Annotated in this window: 14 protein-coding genes and 1 tRNA gene; 8 read left to right on the top strand and 7 right to left on the bottom strand. The window is 62.4% G+C overall.

The window, feature by feature from the left end; translation table 11 throughout:
- Window positions 1-166 precede the first annotated feature (166 nt).
- The 3 genes from VGP39_RS15235 to VGP39_RS15245 all read left to right on the top strand — a co-directional run bounded on the left by VGP39_RS15235 (window position 167) and on the right by VGP39_RS15245 (window position 2,778).
- Entirely contained in the window at window positions 167-1,264 is a 1,098-nt protein-coding gene (locus VGP39_RS15235; protein WP_327568934.1) for a glycosyltransferase family A protein, read from the top strand.
- 68 nt (window positions 1,265-1,332) lie between these two features.
- Window positions 1,333-2,208, top strand: a complete 876-nt coding sequence (locus tag VGP39_RS15240) for a glycosyltransferase family A protein (protein ID WP_327568935.1) — start codon at window positions 1,333-1,335, stop codon at window positions 2,206-2,208.
- A 21-nt stretch (window positions 2,209-2,229) separates the two neighbouring features.
- The gene (locus tag VGP39_RS15245) at window positions 2,230-2,778 is read left to right on the top strand and encodes a dTDP-4-dehydrorhamnose 3,5-epimerase (RefSeq protein WP_327568936.1); all 549 of its coding nucleotides are present in this window, start codon (window positions 2,230-2,232) and stop codon (window positions 2,776-2,778) included.
- 115 nt (window positions 2,779-2,893) lie between these two features.
- On the opposite strand, the gene VGP39_RS15250 is transcribed toward VGP39_RS15245, so the two are convergent.
- The 3 genes from VGP39_RS15250 to VGP39_RS15260 all read right to left on the bottom strand — a co-directional run bounded on the left by VGP39_RS15250 (window position 2,894) and on the right by VGP39_RS15260 (window position 6,464).
- On the bottom strand, window positions 2,894-3,814 hold the full coding sequence (locus VGP39_RS15250) for a sulfotransferase (RefSeq protein WP_327568937.1): 921 nt from the start codon (window positions 3,812-3,814) through the stop codon (window positions 2,894-2,896).
- 65 nt (window positions 3,815-3,879) lie between these two features.
- Complete coding sequence (locus tag VGP39_RS15255) at window positions 3,880-5,400, bottom strand: hypothetical protein (RefSeq protein WP_327568938.1); 1,521 nt, start codon at window positions 5,398-5,400, stop codon at window positions 3,880-3,882.
- Window positions 5,343-6,464 (bottom strand): hypothetical protein, encoded by a 1,122-nt coding sequence (locus VGP39_RS15260; protein ID WP_327568939.1) that lies wholly within the window; start codon window positions 6,462-6,464, stop codon window positions 5,343-5,345. The genes VGP39_RS15255 and VGP39_RS15260 overlap by 58 nt, the downstream gene beginning before the upstream one ends.
- 52 nt (window positions 6,465-6,516) lie before the next feature.
- Between VGP39_RS15260 and VGP39_RS15265 the strand changes: the two genes are divergently transcribed.
- The 4 genes from VGP39_RS15265 (at window position 6,517) to VGP39_RS15280 (ending at window position 10,409) form a co-directional block, all read left to right on the top strand.
- On the top strand, window positions 6,517-7,050 hold the full coding sequence (locus tag VGP39_RS15265; protein ID WP_327568940.1) for a hypothetical protein: 534 nt from the start codon (window positions 6,517-6,519) through the stop codon (window positions 7,048-7,050).
- Window positions 7,051-7,493: 443 nt separating this feature from the next.
- Window positions 7,494-8,729 carry an aminotransferase class I/II-fold pyridoxal phosphate-dependent enzyme gene (locus tag VGP39_RS15270; RefSeq protein ID WP_327568941.1) on the top strand — a complete coding sequence of 412 codons (1,236 nt, stop codon included), beginning with the start codon at window positions 7,494-7,496 and terminating at the stop codon, window positions 8,727-8,729.
- A 64-nt stretch (window positions 8,730-8,793) separates the two neighbouring features.
- On the top strand, window positions 8,794-9,444 hold the full coding sequence (locus tag VGP39_RS15275; protein WP_327568942.1) for an acetyltransferase: 651 nt from the start codon (window positions 8,794-8,796) through the stop codon (window positions 9,442-9,444).
- Between the two features lie 2 nt (window positions 9,445-9,446).
- Window positions 9,447-10,409 (top strand): glycosyltransferase family 2 protein, encoded by a 963-nt coding sequence (locus tag VGP39_RS15280; RefSeq protein WP_327568943.1) that lies wholly within the window; start codon window positions 9,447-9,449, stop codon window positions 10,407-10,409.
- Between the two features lie 30 nt (window positions 10,410-10,439).
- Here the strand turns inward: VGP39_RS15280 and VGP39_RS15285 are convergent.
- The 4 genes from VGP39_RS15285 to VGP39_RS15300 all read right to left on the bottom strand — a co-directional run bounded on the left by VGP39_RS15285 (window position 10,440) and on the right by VGP39_RS15300 (window position 14,413).
- Window positions 10,440-10,515, bottom strand: a tRNA-Thr gene (locus tag VGP39_RS15285).
- Between the two features lie 157 nt (window positions 10,516-10,672).
- A complete protein-coding gene (locus tag VGP39_RS15290) occupies window positions 10,673-12,385 on the bottom strand; it encodes a heme biosynthesis protein HemY (protein WP_327568944.1) in 1,713 nt (570 codons plus the stop codon).
- A 7-nt stretch (window positions 12,386-12,392) separates the two neighbouring features.
- Complete coding sequence (locus VGP39_RS15295; RefSeq protein WP_327568945.1) at window positions 12,393-13,607, bottom strand: hypothetical protein; 1,215 nt, start codon at window positions 13,605-13,607, stop codon at window positions 12,393-12,395.
- A gap of 62 nt (window positions 13,608-13,669) precedes the next feature.
- Window positions 13,670-14,413 (bottom strand): uroporphyrinogen-III synthase, encoded by a 744-nt coding sequence (locus VGP39_RS15300; RefSeq protein ID WP_327568946.1) that lies wholly within the window; start codon window positions 14,411-14,413, stop codon window positions 13,670-13,672.
- A 62-nt stretch (window positions 14,414-14,475) separates the two neighbouring features.
- Between VGP39_RS15300 and tsaD the strand changes: the two genes are divergently transcribed.
- A complete protein-coding gene (gene tsaD, locus VGP39_RS15305; RefSeq protein ID WP_327568947.1) occupies window positions 14,476-15,636 on the top strand; it encodes a tRNA (adenosine(37)-N6)-threonylcarbamoyltransferase complex transferase subunit TsaD in 1,161 nt (386 codons plus the stop codon).
- Window positions 15,637-15,640 lie beyond the last annotated feature (4 nt).

Genomic DNA, 15,640 nt, shown 5'->3' on the forward strand with positions numbered 1-15,640 from the left:
CATGGGGAAAAACCGACATCCATGATCCGACAAGCGAGTTGCACCGCAGGTTTGAAATCGGCGTCACTTCAGCGGGACGCTTTCATTCCGTCGATCCCGGCAAACTCACGATGGCTCCCTATTTCGCGGATGTTTGCGCAGGTCGCATCCTGCAGGACATCGTTCGATGAGCGGCCCGCTCGTGAGCATCGGCGTGCCCGTCTATCAGGGGCAGGACGACCTTTCGACCACGTTGGAGTGTCTGCGGACGCAGACCTATTCCAGTCTCGACATTTTGATCTCAGTGGATGCCGCGGATCAGATCAGCGCGCAGGCGTGCGAACCGTTTCTGCGTGGCGACCCGCGCTTCCGCATGCAGATTCAGCCGTCGCGTCTGGGGTGGGCGGGAAATACCGACTGGACCATGCGCGAACGCCGCGGCGCTTTCTACATTTTTCAACAGCATGACGATCAGGTGTCGCCCACCTATGTCGCCGACCTGGTCGAGGCCGCCTTGCGCCATCCTGACGCCGCGATCTGCTATGCGGAAGTACAATCCAGCGGTGTTACCAGCCAGATCATGCGTGGGGTTCCTTTGCTCGGCGATCCCGTGGCGCGCGTTCTGACGTGCCTGAAGTTCATGGACCATGCGGCATTTCGGGGTTTGATACGCAGCACGGCGCTGGCCCGCACATCGGGCTTGTTGCTGAGCGATTTCGATCCGTTCGACAGCTACGGCACGGAGATGCGGTTCCTGATGGAGCTGGCGCTGCTCGGCGAATTCCGTTTTGTGCCGGGCCCTATCTACTACAAGCGCCTGCATGGCGCGAACCTGTATCTGAAACGGGAAAAGTGGCCCGAGCATAAGAAACAGCTGGCATGGGCCTGCCTCTGCGCATGGGCCGTCGAGGTGATCGCACCGGCCGGACCGAGCCCGGCGGAACGCCGGCGCATGTTCGACACGGTGCTGGACCGCTTTGTGGTGCCGAGCGATCCATGGAGGCGGCTAAGAGACCCGGTGCGCCGGTTGGCTCGCAGCAAGTCCGTGGCGCTTCATCCGATACGTGTCGTGGTGGACTGGCTCAAGAGCAATGATCCGCTTGTCAGATCCGTGAGCGAGCGCTGGATGCTTTATGAAACGACCGATCCGAAACAGCGCGCGGCGTTCCTGCGCATCGTTTTCGATCGTCTCAAAACCGCCGGCCGCTTCCACCCGTCAAGCAGCCTGGGTTGCACATGGAATACGCTTGAGGAGAAGGCAAGTAAGCGTTTCGCAGGACTGTGACGCGTTTACGCCGACGCCAACGAGCACCGGGCCTGTTATATTGCGGCAAATCAGAGCGGATAGCGCGCGTGCCGAAATCTCCCTTAGTGACTGTGATCATTGCGACGTACAACTGGAGCGCCGTACTGCGCTATGCGATCGACAGCGTACTCCGTCAGACCATGGATGACTTCGAGTTGCTGGTTATCGGAGACGGGTGCACCGACGATTCCGAAAAGGTCGTTAGCTCCATAGCCGACCCGCGCGTGCGATGGATCAATCTGCCGTCGAATACCGGGAATCAGGCCGGCCCGAACAATCGCGGCCTGGCGGAAGCGAGAGGAGAGTTCATCGCGTATCTCGGACATGATGATCTGTGGCTTGGTCATCACCTCGAATGCATGATTGCAGCGCTGCAAAGCAGCGGTGCGGGAGTGGCGGCTTCGCTGCTCAGCCGGATATTCCCCGGCAAACGGGTTGGCTCCCCGTTATTTTCCGGACCGAACGGAGGCACGCCCTGCCGTACCGTCTACCGGCGCAGCGTCACGGACCGTATCGGCGGCTGGAGGGACTATCGCAACCTGCGGCTGGCGCCTGACTCAGACCTGTTCGCTCGCGCGCGAGGGGCGGGATTTGCCATCGTATCCGTCCCCAGACTGACCGCACTCAAGTTTCCAGCTTCCGCCAGAAAAAACGTTTATCGGGAGAAGCCGTCCCATGAGCAGGCCTGGTGGTTCGAAGAAATCTGCTCTCGCCCCGATTTCGAGCAGTTCCATTTGATCGAAATGATGATGGCGGGCGAAGTCGCCAGAGCCATGCCGGCCCGCGATCTCTTGAAGATACTGCCCCAGGAAGTCATCAAGCGGCTGGCCTGGCGGCTCAGCCGAAGGTCTGGATTGAATGCCATGTTCTGGGCAGCAAAGGGAGGAGGCATCGACCATGTCAAAAAATACAAGGGATTGTAGACCGGGCTTCGGAAAGGGCAGGTGACGATGTTGCAAGGTGCACGCAAGGATGGCCAGCAAGTCAACGAAGACTGGGAGCGCCTTGGAAACGATATCGACGGCGTCGCCATAAGGGAGGTACGCCACGTGCCTCGCGACCACGGCGTCATTACCGAGATATTCCGCCCCGAATGGGACCCGACCGGTCTGCCTGTGATCCATATCTATCAATCCCGGCTGTTCGCCGGCGCGCTTGGCGCGTGGAGCTGCCACAGGCGGACAACCGACCGGCTGTTCGTGAACCAGGGCCAGCTGAAAATCGTCCTGTACGACGCCAGGGACGGCAGTCGGACCAAAGGCGCCGTCATGCAATTGATCGCGGGCGACGCCCGGCCATGCCTGATCGTGCTGCCTCCCGGCGTCTGGCACGGCCTGCAGAACGTCGGCAATTCCGACGCGCTGGTCATCAATTGTCCGACCGCAGCGTATGACTACAAGGATCCGGATCATTACCGGCTTCCGTTCGACACTGCGGAAATTCCCTATCGATGGAGTATTGGACAGGCGGCCAGATTCAGAAAGGATGGGTAGCGGCGCGGGGCTGGCGCGTTGGCGCCGATTTGCTTGCCCTTGCGAGGAGCCGAAAGCACCAAACGCGGTGCGCATATGATCCGGCCCATTTTTCGTCTCAAAAGCTGCCGCTTGGTCACGAGCGGCGATATCCGAAGCGGCGAAGAAGCCAACCGGCAATCAACCAGACAAGTCGCTTGTCACCGGGCGGCAGCGCCGAGCGCCAGTTCTCTTCGAGCTGCAGATGCATCGGTCCCATCATTCGTATTCGATTCCCGGCTATGCAGTGCACTGAAGCAATTTTCCCGCCGGCTTCGACGAACGCACCGACATCATCGTAGGATAGCCCGACGAGGGGCTGAATCCTGCCCAGAGCTGTTCGAGGAAAGCGGGCCAAATCCTCGTAGCGGAGCGACAGGCTCTTGTGGCCGAACTTGATCACCAACGTGCTGATCAAGGTAATCGCTATCCAGGACAGAGCGGTTTTCGCAAACGGCTGCGAGGACCGATTGAAAGACCATGCCACGCCTCGCGCATCGCGGATCAGATGGACGATGGTTACATCGAGCTGAGGCGCACGAGAAAGCGCAAGCGCTCGCACGGGGTTTTTGGAGGAGTCCACGACCACGTCCCGGCCGGCGACCCGTGCGATGGCGGTAAACAGCAGGGTAGTGCTGCGAACATATTCGTTAAAAAGCGGATCTCTTCGATACAAGGACAATAATACCAGGGGAATGTTTCGGGTTCTTTCGAATCGACGCTGAAGCCGCACATACCTCGGTAGGTCTTCCCCGCCCGCAAGCTCACCCCAATGCCGCCGTACCTCCTTCCAAAATGGGCATAGATCGCCCGGCTCGCCGCACGAGCAGGGCAAATGCTTGTTCCAGCCCCTTTCCACAAGGTTAACCAGTTCCCCGGTCGCGACGACCTGTTGATGAGAACCCAGCAGGTTATTGAGAATGGTCGAGCCGCTGCGGGAGTGCCCCATGATATACAAAACGCGCAGCGGCGTTGAGGGGCCATTCGTGGCGGCCGGAACCGTGCCGACAAAACTCAATCGGAAGCTCCTGTTGGGGTGGACTCGACACTACGCCCCAGTCGCCCTTCCCTGCCTGCGGACGCCTATGTCACGACGTCATTGAACCCGGCGTTCACCGCCGGCCTCAACAACAATCGCCGCAAGACCAAAAAGATGCCGACAAAAACCAGCAGGCGGAATGCAATAAAAGTGACCCAATAGAACGTCGCGGCGCGATAGCTGTAGTAAACGGCCGTCAGCAGCCAGACATAACAAACGGTCGGAAGAAAACTTGCCGAATGTCTTGAGTATTGGCGATGCAGAAATCCAAGGACCACCGCAAGAACCACACCACGAAGCAAGAGCTCCGGATTCCCCCAGCCCACTTCCGCCTGGGATTGCACGCCAAACATGTATCCCGATCCGCTTTCGCTGAATCCGCTTTCGATCAGGTACCAGAGCGAGGGATCAATTTTCTGGATCGGAAGAAGCTGCTGGGGAATCAGCATCAACACTTCACTCCATATCACCTGGGCCGGCACCTTGAGCCCGCTCTGCACCATATCGCGTACATGAAGCGCCGTGCCCATCAGGGTTTGAAACTCATTCGCAGTTGAAAAATCGAAGGCTTTGCCTCCATAGCTGCGGATGTCGCCGTATGCGAGCAAAAGGCCGAGAAACAGAACCGCGCAGGCGCCGAGAACCGGCACACTGACGGGCCGGACCATCTTGTGAAACGAGAGCAGTGTCGCAAGCAGAAGAGCGGCAAAATAAGTGCGGGGTCCAAACAGCGCCAACGTAGAAATCAATTCGCTCAGCAGAAAGATTATCAACGCGAGTTTCGCCCAGTTGCGCTTCCAAAGCGCCACAAGCGCAACAATCAGCGCAAGCTTGGCAATGCGCTGAACTGCCATGACATTGTGGGTGACCTGGGCAGCCAGCAGCGGCAGATTGGGGTTGATGCCGTCGGCGGGGAAGGGGGTGTCCTTGTCTGAAATCGAAATCGCGAAAGCGAATTCGACGGCCGCCTGGTAAAGAACGCATGCCACGATGATAACTGCGCAAACCGCGGCATCGAGTTCGACCACCCGGATCGGGCTGATCCGCGGCGGTCTTGCCAGACGCCGCACCATCAGGATGTATGTGGCGCAGAATCCCGTGAGATACAGCGCTCCGCGCCACACGTAATTGGCGACGTCTTCCGGACCGGCGCGAAGCAGGACCAGGCGACGGTCGGAGGTTGACGACCATTCGAATCCGGAAGCAGCGAGAAACACCGCGGGCAGCGCGATATAGACCAGGGCGGTCGCTGCCGCAAAAAAACCGGCATGGAAAATCGGGGTTTGATCATCGTGAAAGTACAGAACTAAAGCAAAGGTCCCGAAAACCCACAAGACTGCCAGCACTGGCATCATCACAAGTCTGGTGTCGGCGGCCGCCACAACCAATATGGCCCACGCGCCGACGCCGATGATGACCATCGCCGAATAGGCGACAAGCTGGCGCCACACCACGTCGCGCCGGCCGGGTGAGACAGAAAAGCTCTGCGGTTCTTGATTCGATATTGTCAAATCGTGCCGTCTGGTCTGGAACGGGCAGCAGGAAATATCAGCAGCAGAACCCACCAGATCGCGGCGCCGCCGATCATTCCAAACAACAGGGCCATCAGCCGACCTACGCTGCCGCTCGGGACTGCTTCGGGTTCAAGCGTGTCGGGCCTTGCCTCGTCAAAGCGCGACAGCACGGCCTGCATCTGCATTGCGATGCCCGCAAGAGCGGTTTCCTTCGGATCGGATTTCTTGTCCATCTCGCCGGATTGTTCGGCCTGTTCAAGCACCTCCTTGGCGAGCGAAATCGAAGCACCGTCGTATAGCCGTGCGCCGTACAAATCCGAAAATTTCAAAAACGTCTCCAGTCGCTGCCGTTCCAGTTCCGCCGATTGCAATCTTTCAAGGATATCGGCGCGATCGGCTTCCAGGCCCAGCATCTGCTGATACGGTGAAAGATTTCGTGTGCCGGTAATCTGAAATTGAACCGGAGGTGACGCAGTCGCGCTCGAGGAGAGCGCGCTCAAGTCCTTTTCCTCCTTATACCGATCCTTAACATCGGCCATCCTTTCGAGTCGGCGCTCGACTGAAGCGAGGTCCGACCGTAGCCTGGCGATAGTTTCCCTGTTTACCGCCAAGTCGGTCCGCACGCCCTGGCCCCATCGACGCATCGAAGTTGCGATTGAAGCGGCGGCCAGGCTGTCGCGAACGTAACCCAGGGCCAGCTTCGAAAGCCTGATCGCGCTTTCAGGGTCGGCGGCGCTCGCGTAAACCTCTACATCGGACTGGATAGCGTCAAAACCGATCCGACGGCCGATTTCCTCCTTTGGCGAATAAGAGTCCGGCAGGTCGCGGATGTCCTTTCGCAACAGACGAAAGGCATGTTCGATACGGATCGGGCCATTTCGATGCCGGGCGAGTTGCTCCCGGATCATTTGAAAATCGGCGTCGCTCGAAATGTTTCGCTTTGCACCATACTTTGCGAACAACTCGGCCGAACTAAAAAGCGGCTCGGCTTCACGAAACGTCGCAAGATCCCCTGCCATCGGCAAGGATACTTTGGCCTGGAACTTCACCAGGTATTTTTCCCGAACCACAAGCGCGACCAGCGCCCCCACGATAACGAGCGTCAGCAGAAGCATCGGCCTCATCCGCCGAATCACATCCAAAAACTCGTTCGACCTGAAGAAATGCATGGGCCACCTAAACATGCCAACCTCTTGTCGGTCAAACATCGCTGCCAAACCGCGCCTTGCTCTGGCTCGGCTCCGAGCGAAGCCTATAACCGATCACCATAGCTTTGCATCTGATTCAACGCTTACCGACCCACCTCGCAGGCGGCGAATCGAGCGCGGATGTCTGGGCAGGCCAACAACCAAAACGGAAGCAGACTTTTCTGATAAGCGACAGCCAACGGGCAGACAGATCATCAAGGACGTTGGGATCGCCGTTTTCGAGGCGAAATCGCTGCCGCCGTTCATCCGTCAGGGCATCGCGCTGAACAGCAAGGTCGATCCTACGTTCGTCAATGACTGCATTTTCCACGGCCATGAGAGCGGCTATATGGCGCACATGGTTCAATCGATCTTCCAGAAATCTCTCATAGACGATTCGCAATGGTTCGACACCATTTGGCGTCGCGCCGATCCGCAGAATCGCACCGATCAAATTGCTGCCGGACCGCGGCTGGGTACAGATTGCATAGCCTCGCCGGCGAACCATCGATAGTCCCCACGAACGGCACATAGGTACCGCACCGAACGCTGAAAATCATGTGCTGTCATACAAGGGGATTGTGGAAATGAAAATCGCGAAATTCGAGATGCGGAACCCACAGGTTGCAAATGAGCGCGCCTGAGTGTCGGTCGATCTGGCCGGTGGCGCTCCAACCGGCGCTTCGCCGTGCGCGACGATACCCGAAGCAGCGCAGAAGCCGACCGGCCAATAGCCAGACGAAAATCAAGTCACGGCGCAGGAGCGCCACATCGCTGCCGACTGCGCGGCGCCTTCCTATCACCGAGACGGCGAAACGTGCCCGCAACCCGCCGGGTTGCATGCATTGCAAGCGTCAACGCTGCGTCCTACAATCAGATCGCCTCCTGTTCTCAGTCTCGCTCACCCAACTGGTTCGGCCGGGAATCATCCTTAACTTCGTATCCGTCGAGGTCTCCATGAAGGTGTCAGTCGATGATCTGGCATTGTTCGGTGGTCAGCCATCATTTTCCCAACCCTTGCACGTTGGAGGGCCGAATATCGGCGACCGGGATCGATTCTTATGCCGGATGAAGGATATCCTCGATAGCCGGGTCCTCACGAACAACGGGCCCTATGTTCGTGAATTTGAAAGCCGGGTCGCCGATCAACTTGGCGTTGGTCATTGCATCGCCACGAGCAGCGGCACAAAGGCGCTCGAGGTATTGTTCCGTGGATTGGATCTAAAAGGTGAAGTGATCATTCCAGGCTTCACCTTTGTCGCCACGGCGCATGCCTTGAGTTGGCTCGGATTGACCCCGGTTTTCTGCGACGTCGACCCCCGCACCCACAACCTGGACCCGAAGGCGTTGCGAGGCGCCATCACGGAAAATGTGTCGGCCATTTTGGGCGTCCATTTATGGGGACGGCCGTGCGCTATCGAGGAACTCACCGAGATCGCCAGCGACCATAAACTGCCTTTGATCTTTGATGCGGCGCATGCATTTGCATGCGGCTGTAACGGTCGCATGATAGGTAATTTCGGGCGTGCGGAGATTTTCAGTTTCCATGCCACCAAATTCGTAAACAGTTTCGAAGGAGGTGCGATCACGACCAATGATCATCAGCTCGCGATGACCCTGAGGCTGATCAACAACTTCGGGATTCAAAATCTGGACGAAGTGGAGCGTCTGGGAACAAACGGAAGAATGTCCGAGGCCTCTGCCGCCATGGGCACTACCTCCTTGGAAAGCGCGCATGCGTTCATCGAGGTAAATCGGTGCAACTATGAGAAGTATCGCGAGCAGCTTGCAGGGTTGCCCGGCCTCGAACTGCTTTCCTATACTCAGGAAAGCTGCAATTATCAGTATGTTGTCGTGGAGCTGGACGAAACGATTTCACCTTTGAATAGAGACCTCCTGCAAGCCGTGCTGTGGGCCGAAAACATTCTTGCCCGGCGATATTTTTATCCGGGTTGTCACAAGATGGCTCCGTACGCCAGTCTCGGAATACGCTTGCCTGAAACGGAACGCTTGTCGCAGAGAGTCATTTCCTTGCCGACTGGAACCGGCGTTACGCCGCGCGATGTATCCATGATCTGTGGCATCGTGAGGCTGGCTTTAAACATGGCGGATGAAGTCAAGCTCCAAGCGGGGCGGCTGCAGCCACGTTCGGCTGACGAGCAGCGCGCACACGCGGCTCCCGGGCCAGACTGACTGCTTCTGACTGGATGGCGGTCGATTTATGAGCGCGGAAAGTCAAAGGGAAGATAGTTACCTCGTGCAAAAAACGAAATCGCCGCTGCTTATTTTCGGCGCCGGCCTTTTTGCCGAAGATGTTGCGGATATCGTCCTGACGTCCAATGACTGGGAGTTGGCCGGCTTCGTTGAAGGCATCGATCGCAGCCGATGCACGGCAGAACGACGCGGCCGGCCGGTGTTCTGGATCGAGGACGTTCACAAGCTCGCTTCCTCGCACTGGGCGATTTGCGCCGTCGGATCCACGAAACGGGAGCGCCTGATTGAACAGGCCCGGAGCGCCGGCTTCCGGTTCACAAAGCTGTTGCACCCAAGCGCCCAGGTGTCCGCGTCCGCAACCCTTGATGAAGGTGTCATCATTGGTGCTGGAAGCGTTGTCGGCGCCCGGACGCATCTGGGAGCGCATGTCCTGGTCGGCCGGGGCGCGCTGATCGGTCATCACGTCGTCGTCGGCAGCTATTCGACGGTCGGCCCCGGCTGCAATATAGCGGCACAATGCGTGATAGGCCTCGGGACATATCTCGGCATCGGCGCGACCTTGATCGATCGGCTGCGCATCGGGAGCGGATGCGTGGTAGGCGCGGGCGCGTTGGTGACACGTGATCTGCCCGACCGGGTTCAGGCTGTCGGTGCGCCGGCGCGGACGGTAAAGCGCGAGATCGAGCGGTTTTGATCATGAACGATGCCGCGCAGGCGGTGCAGCTGGAACCCGCCGCATGCAAGCTCAGCGTAATGCTCAAGGCTTTCAACCAGGAGCCATTCATCGCGCAGGCGATTGAGAGCGCGCTGGCTCAGCGAACGTCTTTCCCGGTCGAGATTGTCATTGGGGAAGACTGTTCGACCGACCGCACTCGGGAAATTGTCGAGAGATACGCGCGCAAGTATCCGTCGCGAATTCGTGTTCTGGCGCACGAGCATAATCTCGGCATGGCGCGCAACACCATGGTGCTCTATGAGGAATGCCGCGGCGCGTACATCGCATGGCTTGACGGCGACGATTACTGGACCTCTCCGGATAAACTGCAGCGACAGGTAGATTTCCTCGACGAAAATCCCGGCCATACGTTGTGTTTCCACGATACTCTGATCGTGAAACCTGGCGGCACCGCCGTGAGGCATGTCAGCGACTGGCCTGCGGAAGCCGGCGTGGAGGACATATTGTTCCGAGGCGGCGGCACCAGCAGCTCGTGTTTGTATCGCAAGGTGCTCGAGGGATTCCCGGAATGGTTTCCGACGCTGCCTTATAGCGACTTGGCGCTCCACGTGCTGCACGCCGAGAAAGGCAAGGCAGCGTGGCTGCCGGAGGTGTACGGCGTGCACCGTGCCGGGGGCGCTTCTTTGGCGGCTCTCGCTTGCGGCCTTGCAGGCGATTTGTCCGATGGAGAAATCTGGGCCCTGCGGAAGGCAGAGGTTCTCGGCATCCTCAACCGGCATTTGGATTTCCGCCATGCGGACCAGGTTGCGGTCGAACTGCTCAAGATGGGTCCCGCGAGTTCTTCGCTCCGCAGACTTACGCGGTCATCGCGATTGCGTACTGCTGCCTGGCAGGCGGTCAGGACCCGGCCTCGACTGGCACGCTCGGCGCTCGCATCGGCGAACGCGTTCGCCAGGCTTGTGTTGTGGATAAGGGCAAGGTGACAGCACACGCCAACCGGCTCGAGGAATTCATGGTGCCGCAAGAGGGACTCGAACCCCCGACCCCGTCATTACGAATGACGTGCTCTACCAACTGAGCTATTGCGGCGGACCATGCGGCGCGTCCGGCGAGGCTGTCGAAAACGCTCGCGCTCCTGATATCGGGCAGCGCGCGGCTTTGCAAGAACCCGTGAGTGGTCCGGCGCATCCGGAAAAGCCGCGGGTTTGCCTTGCAAAACGCGCGGGATCGGACCGACCCCCGGCGCTCACCCGCCCCATCTCGAGAGGAAGCCGCGCCAGCCGCCGGTCTGGCCTCGCGCGGGGTCGGTCGGCTCGGCAAATTCCTCGGCCGGAGGCTCGTCATCGACGCCGGGATCGTCGGGGGGGCGGACGATGGGGATGACCGGCGCCGCCGCGGATGCGCCGCTCCTGGCGAAATCCTGCCGCTGGCGAAACATCGGCGGTGGTGCGGCTGCAGGTTCCGCCTGAGGCCGCGGCGACGGAGCCGCGTTGACGGCGGCTGCCGGCGAATTGTCCTGCGCCGCGAGCGGCGCCGGCTCGGCCGGGACCCCCGCAGGCGCCACCGGTTCGGGCGAGGCCGCGCGCGGCGGCGAAGCCTCGATCGGAACATGGCGCGGCGGCGCCAGCATCGCTTCCTCGAACGGCGAGGCCTCGACGGTGACGCCCTTGTCCGAGGGCAGCGCCGCCAACGGCGTCTGCCATTGGAACGCGTCGAGCCGTCCGGTGACCGGCGACACCGGGCGCCAGCGGTCCGACACATAGCCGTCCGCGGTCCACACCGGATCGTGGCGGGCGCGGACCGCGCGCAGCATCCATGCGCGCGCGCGGCCCGAGTCGCCGTGCTCGCTGCGCTCGAGCTCCGCCATCAGCATGGCGACGCGCTGGGTCGGGCTGGCGACGAACGGCGCCAGCACGTCGCGCGCCCGCGCAAATTCCGAGGCGTCGATGGCGGCGCGCGCCACCGCCAGCGCGCCCTCGATATGGCCGGGCGCCTTTTCGGCCAGCGTTTCCACCCGCACCAGCCGCTGCCGCGCCGAATCGCCGAGCTTGACGTGCGCATAGGCGTCGGCGAGATCGGGATGCGGCTGCGCCAGCCATGCCGCCTCCACCAGCCGCATCGAGCGCCGGATCTGATGCGCCTCGCTCTGGTATTTGCTCGCCAGCACCGCGGCCGGCACCAGCGTCGGCGCCAGTTTTACCGCTTCCATGATTGTCTCACGCGACAGGTCGCGATCGAGGTTTTCCAATTCCAGCGCGCGCGCCGTCAGCAGCACGCCGCGCTGCCGACGCCATGCGGCCTTGTCGATCAGTCCCGAGGCGAGGTTGTTGTCGAGGATCGCCAGCGCGCCTTTCCAGTCGCCCTTGGCGCAGCGGAACCCCAGCACCGCCTGCGACGCCCAGGTCGATCCCGGCGAAAGTTTCAGCGCCTCCTCGGCGATCGCAACCGCGGCATCCGGATCGTCGGCGCGCTGCGCCTCGATGAACAGCCCGCGCAGGCCGAGCAGCCTTGTATCCTTGCGCTCGGCCATGGCGCGGAACGCGCGCTCAGCGCCTTCGCGGTCGCCGTCGAGCTGAGCCGACTGCGCGTGCAGCAGCAGCGCCAGCGGATCATCCGCCGCGTGGCGGCGCGCCAGTTCGGCGTGCGCGCGGGCGCCGCGGGAATCGCCGTGGCCGACCGCGAGCAGGCCATGGGTGATGGCGTGGCGGCCGCGGGCGCGACGCCGCTCGCGGCGCCTGTGGCGAAGGCGCTCCGGCGCGCGCCACAGTCCGCGCAAGCTCGACCATGCCAGCATGGCCGCGACGATGACGACGCCGACCGCAAGCACGAACATCGGCAGCGAGGTATGGACCCGCCAGACGCCCCACGACAGCGCGACATCGCCGGTCTGGTCGGCAATCCACGCCGCACCCGCCGCCGCGAGCGCGATCAGGATGAGAAAAAGAACGATACGATGCATCGGGATCCTACTGCGCCGGTTTGCTGAGAGCCGTCATGGCGTCGGCCGCGAATTGACGCGATGCGGCCAATGCCGCATCGCGGGCGTCGGTCTTGTCGATCCAGGCCTGCGCCGCGGCGCGGTCGGCGGGAGCAAGCGTTTTCAGTTCGCGCCGCGCCTCGGCGATATCGTTGCGCGTCGCCGCCGCGGTCACCCGCGCGACGATGGCATTGCGGTCGCTGCCGACAATCGCATCGGTGCGTTCGATGCGGACCAGCCGCGCGGCGCCGGCCTGCAGTCGATCGACGATGCCGGCTCCGGTGGTGGAGTTTTCCTGCGGCGGCGACAGCTTCGGCAGCAGCGCCAGCAGTTCGCGGTTAAGCGCATTGCTGTTCGGCACGCCGGTCGCGGCAAAAGCATCGAGCGGTCTTAGCGCGTCGGGGTTGGCGGCGAACGGCTTGGCTGCCGCCAGCGCCGCGGCATAGGGCTCGCCGACCCGCACCGAGGCATCGAGCAGGGCCGCGGCCACGGCCCGCCGAAGCGGCACATCGTCCGCGGGCGCCGCGTTACGCTTCGCGGTCTCCGCCGAGAGTGTCCTGGCGGCGGCTTCGATTTTCGCGAGGCGGTCATCGATCGCGGAGAGGTCCGGCGGCGGCGGCTCGCGCGGCGCCGATTTGACGTCGTTGACCGCCGCGGCCGTCGTGTCGGATTGGGCGCGCGCTGCCGCAAGTTCATCGCGCAAGGTCGCCACCGATTTCTCCAGCGCGCCGATCTGCCCGGATAGCACCGGATCGGGAGCGGACGCGGCGACTGGGGCGGCAAGCCTGGATTCGACGCTGGCTAATCGCGCGCCCAGCGCATCGATCGCGGCATTGTCGATCTGCGGACCGGGAGTCGGGGCGGCTGCCTTGGACTCGACGCTGGCAACCCGTGCGGCGAGCGCCTCGACCGCGGCATTGTTGACCTCTGGCGCCGGCGCGGGCGGGGCAGCGTCGCGCGGCCATCCCATCGTCCAGACGACGAGCGCCGCCGCGCCGGCGCCGAAAATCGCCGAAACGATTGCGGAAGACATGATCGTCCCCAATGGCCACGACCGTTCACGGGCCGGCTTCACTGCGGCATCCGCCGCATCGGCCTGCTGCGTTTCGTCCGAAATCTCGATCGCATCGAGGTCGAGCGTTGGCGGCGCGCGCCTGGGCCGGTCCGTCTGCGAATCAACGTCACCGGGCTTGTCGTCAACCATCGCAAAAGTTCCTCATCGGTATCGTGGCAGCCATATCCTTAGCAGAATCGGCGCGGGTTCTCCTACCGCGATAACGCGGCCAGCGCACGATCCAGCGCCTCAAACAAGCCACTTTCGTCCGGCGAGCGCGCCACCAGCACCTGGGTTGCGCCGACCTCGCGAACGATCGCCGCCACCGTGTCGGAAATGCAGCATTGCGGGATCGCCAGCGCGGAGATTTCAACGCCGGCGGCCCGCACCGCGTCCAGGAATGCGCGCGCGCTGCGCCGGGAATAATGCAGCACCGCCTCGATTCCATTGGCGGCGAAGGCATCGATTGCGGCTTGCGGCAGGCTGAGGACCGGAATCATCCGGTAGGTGGTATGGGTCACGACGCTGAAGCCGCGCTCGCCCAGTTCGCCGGCGATGTCGCCGGCAAGATCGGCACCGGCGAGGTAGAGCAGCGTACTGGCTTTCTTCAGCGTCTTGCCGCGCACGCTGGCGAGGATCAGGTCGCGCAGCGCCACGGCGTCGCCGCCGGCCACGATGACATTGCCAAACCCGGCATGGCGGGCGGCCTCGGCGGTGCGCTCTCCCACCGCGAACAGCGGCAGCGGCAGCAGGTGGCCCGTCAGATGGGCTTCGATGGCGCGGATCGCATTGGCGCTGGTGACGATGACGGCGCCGTAGCGCGCGTCGGCATCGTCGTGAAATGCGACCGGCTCGAAGCGCAGCATCGGCGCCAGCAGCACGCCAAAGCCTTTGGCCCGCAATGCCGCGGCGGTGGCCTCGTTATCGGGCTCTGGGCGCGTGACCAGGATGGTCATGGCTCACGCTTCGGCCAACAGGAGTTCTGCATCAACGGAAGATTGCACGTGATGGCCTCACGATGGTACGCCAGTCGTTAAGGAAAACGCCGGTTCGGCCGGCAACGCAAGGGCTCAAATTGGATAACGGCACGCCTGTTCTGGTACCGACTCTGGTTCTCGGCATCGAAACGACCTGCGATGAAACCGCGGCGGCCGTCATCGAGCGCCAGAGCGACGGGGCGGGGCGGATACTGTCCAATATCGTGCGCTCGCAGAACGAGGAGCACGCCCCGTTCGGCGGCGTGGTGCCGGAGATCGCGGCGCGCGCCCATGTCGATGCGCTCGACGGCATCGTCGCCAAAGCGATGCAGCAAGCCGGCATCGGCTTTGCGCAATTGTCGGGCGTTGCCGCCGCCGCGGGCCCCGGCCTGATCGGCGGCGTCATCGTCGGGCTGACCACCGCCAAGGCCATCGCGATGGTGCACGAGACACCGCTGATCGCGGTCAATCATCTCGAAGCCCATGCCCTGACGCCGCGGCTGACCTGCGCGCTGGCGTTTCCCTATTGTCTGTTCCTCGCCTCCGGGGGGCACACCCAGATCGTCGCGGTGCTCGGCGTCGGCAATTATGTGCGCCTCGGCACCACCGTCGATGACGCCATGGGCGAGGCCTTCGACAAGGTCGCGAAGATGCTGGGGCTGTCCTATCCCGGCGGGCCGCAGGTCGAGCGCGCCGCGGCTGGCGGCGATGCAAAACGGTTTGCGCTGCCGCGGCCAATGCTCGGGCGCAACGACGCGAATTTTTCGCTGTCCGGTCTGAAGACCGCGGTGCGCAACGAAGCCAGCCGGCTGACGCCGCTGGAGCCGCAGGACATCGCCGATCTCTGCGCGGGCTTTCAGGCGGCGGTGCTGGAATCCACCGCGGACCGGCTCGGCGTCGGGCTGAAACTGTTTCAGGAACGGTTCGGGCCGCCGCGCGCGCTGGTCGCGGCCGGCGGCGTCGCGGCCAACCAGGCGATCCGCGGCGCGCTGCAGGCGGTCGCCGCCGACGCGCAGACCACGCTGATCATCCCGCCGCCGGCATTGTGCACCGACAATGGCGCGATGATCGCATGGGCGGGCGCCGAGCGGCTGGCGGTCGGGCTGACCGACACCATGGATGCGGCCCCTCGCGCGCGCTGGCTGCTCGACGCCAATGCCGCGACGCCGGCGGAATTCGCCAACACCCGCGCTAAACTTTAGCGAG

Origin of the sequence: Bradyrhizobium sp. (genome assembly GCF_036009065.1) — a bacterium.
In the GTDB taxonomy this organism is placed as follows: domain Bacteria; phylum Pseudomonadota; class Alphaproteobacteria; order Rhizobiales; family Xanthobacteraceae; genus Bradyrhizobium.

What these genes read in the sequence shown, in the direction of transcription:
- VGP39_RS15235 (WP_327568934.1), top strand. Translation starts at nt 167, where the DNA reads ATGAGCGGCCCGCTCGTGAGCATCGGCGTGCCCGTCTATCAGGGGCAG.
- VGP39_RS15260 (WP_327568939.1), bottom strand. Translation starts at nt 6,464, where the DNA reads ATGCTTCTGCTGACGCTCGTTATCGTGGGGGCGCTGGTCGCGCTTGTG.
- VGP39_RS15265 (WP_327568940.1), top strand. Translation starts at nt 6,517, where the DNA reads ATGGGCCACCTAAACATGCCAACCTCTTGTCGGTCAAACATCGCTGCC.
- VGP39_RS15270 (WP_327568941.1), top strand. Translation starts at nt 7,494, where the DNA reads ATGAAGGTGTCAGTCGATGATCTGGCATTGTTCGGTGGTCAGCCATCA.
- VGP39_RS15280 (WP_327568943.1), top strand. Translation starts at nt 9,447, where the DNA reads ATGAACGATGCCGCGCAGGCGGTGCAGCTGGAACCCGCCGCATGCAAG.
- VGP39_RS15290 (WP_327568944.1), bottom strand. Translation starts at nt 12,385, where the DNA reads ATGCATCGTATCGTTCTTTTTCTCATCCTGATCGCGCTCGCGGCGGCG.
- VGP39_RS15295 (WP_327568945.1), bottom strand. Translation starts at nt 13,607, where the DNA reads ATGGTTGACGACAAGCCCGGTGACGTTGATTCGCAGACGGACCGGCCC.
- VGP39_RS15300 (WP_327568946.1), bottom strand. Translation starts at nt 14,413, where the DNA reads ATGACCATCCTGGTCACGCGCCCAGAGCCCGATAACGAGGCCACCGCC.
- tsaD (WP_327568947.1), top strand. Translation starts at nt 14,476, where the DNA reads ATGGTACGCCAGTCGTTAAGGAAAACGCCGGTTCGGCCGGCAACGCAA.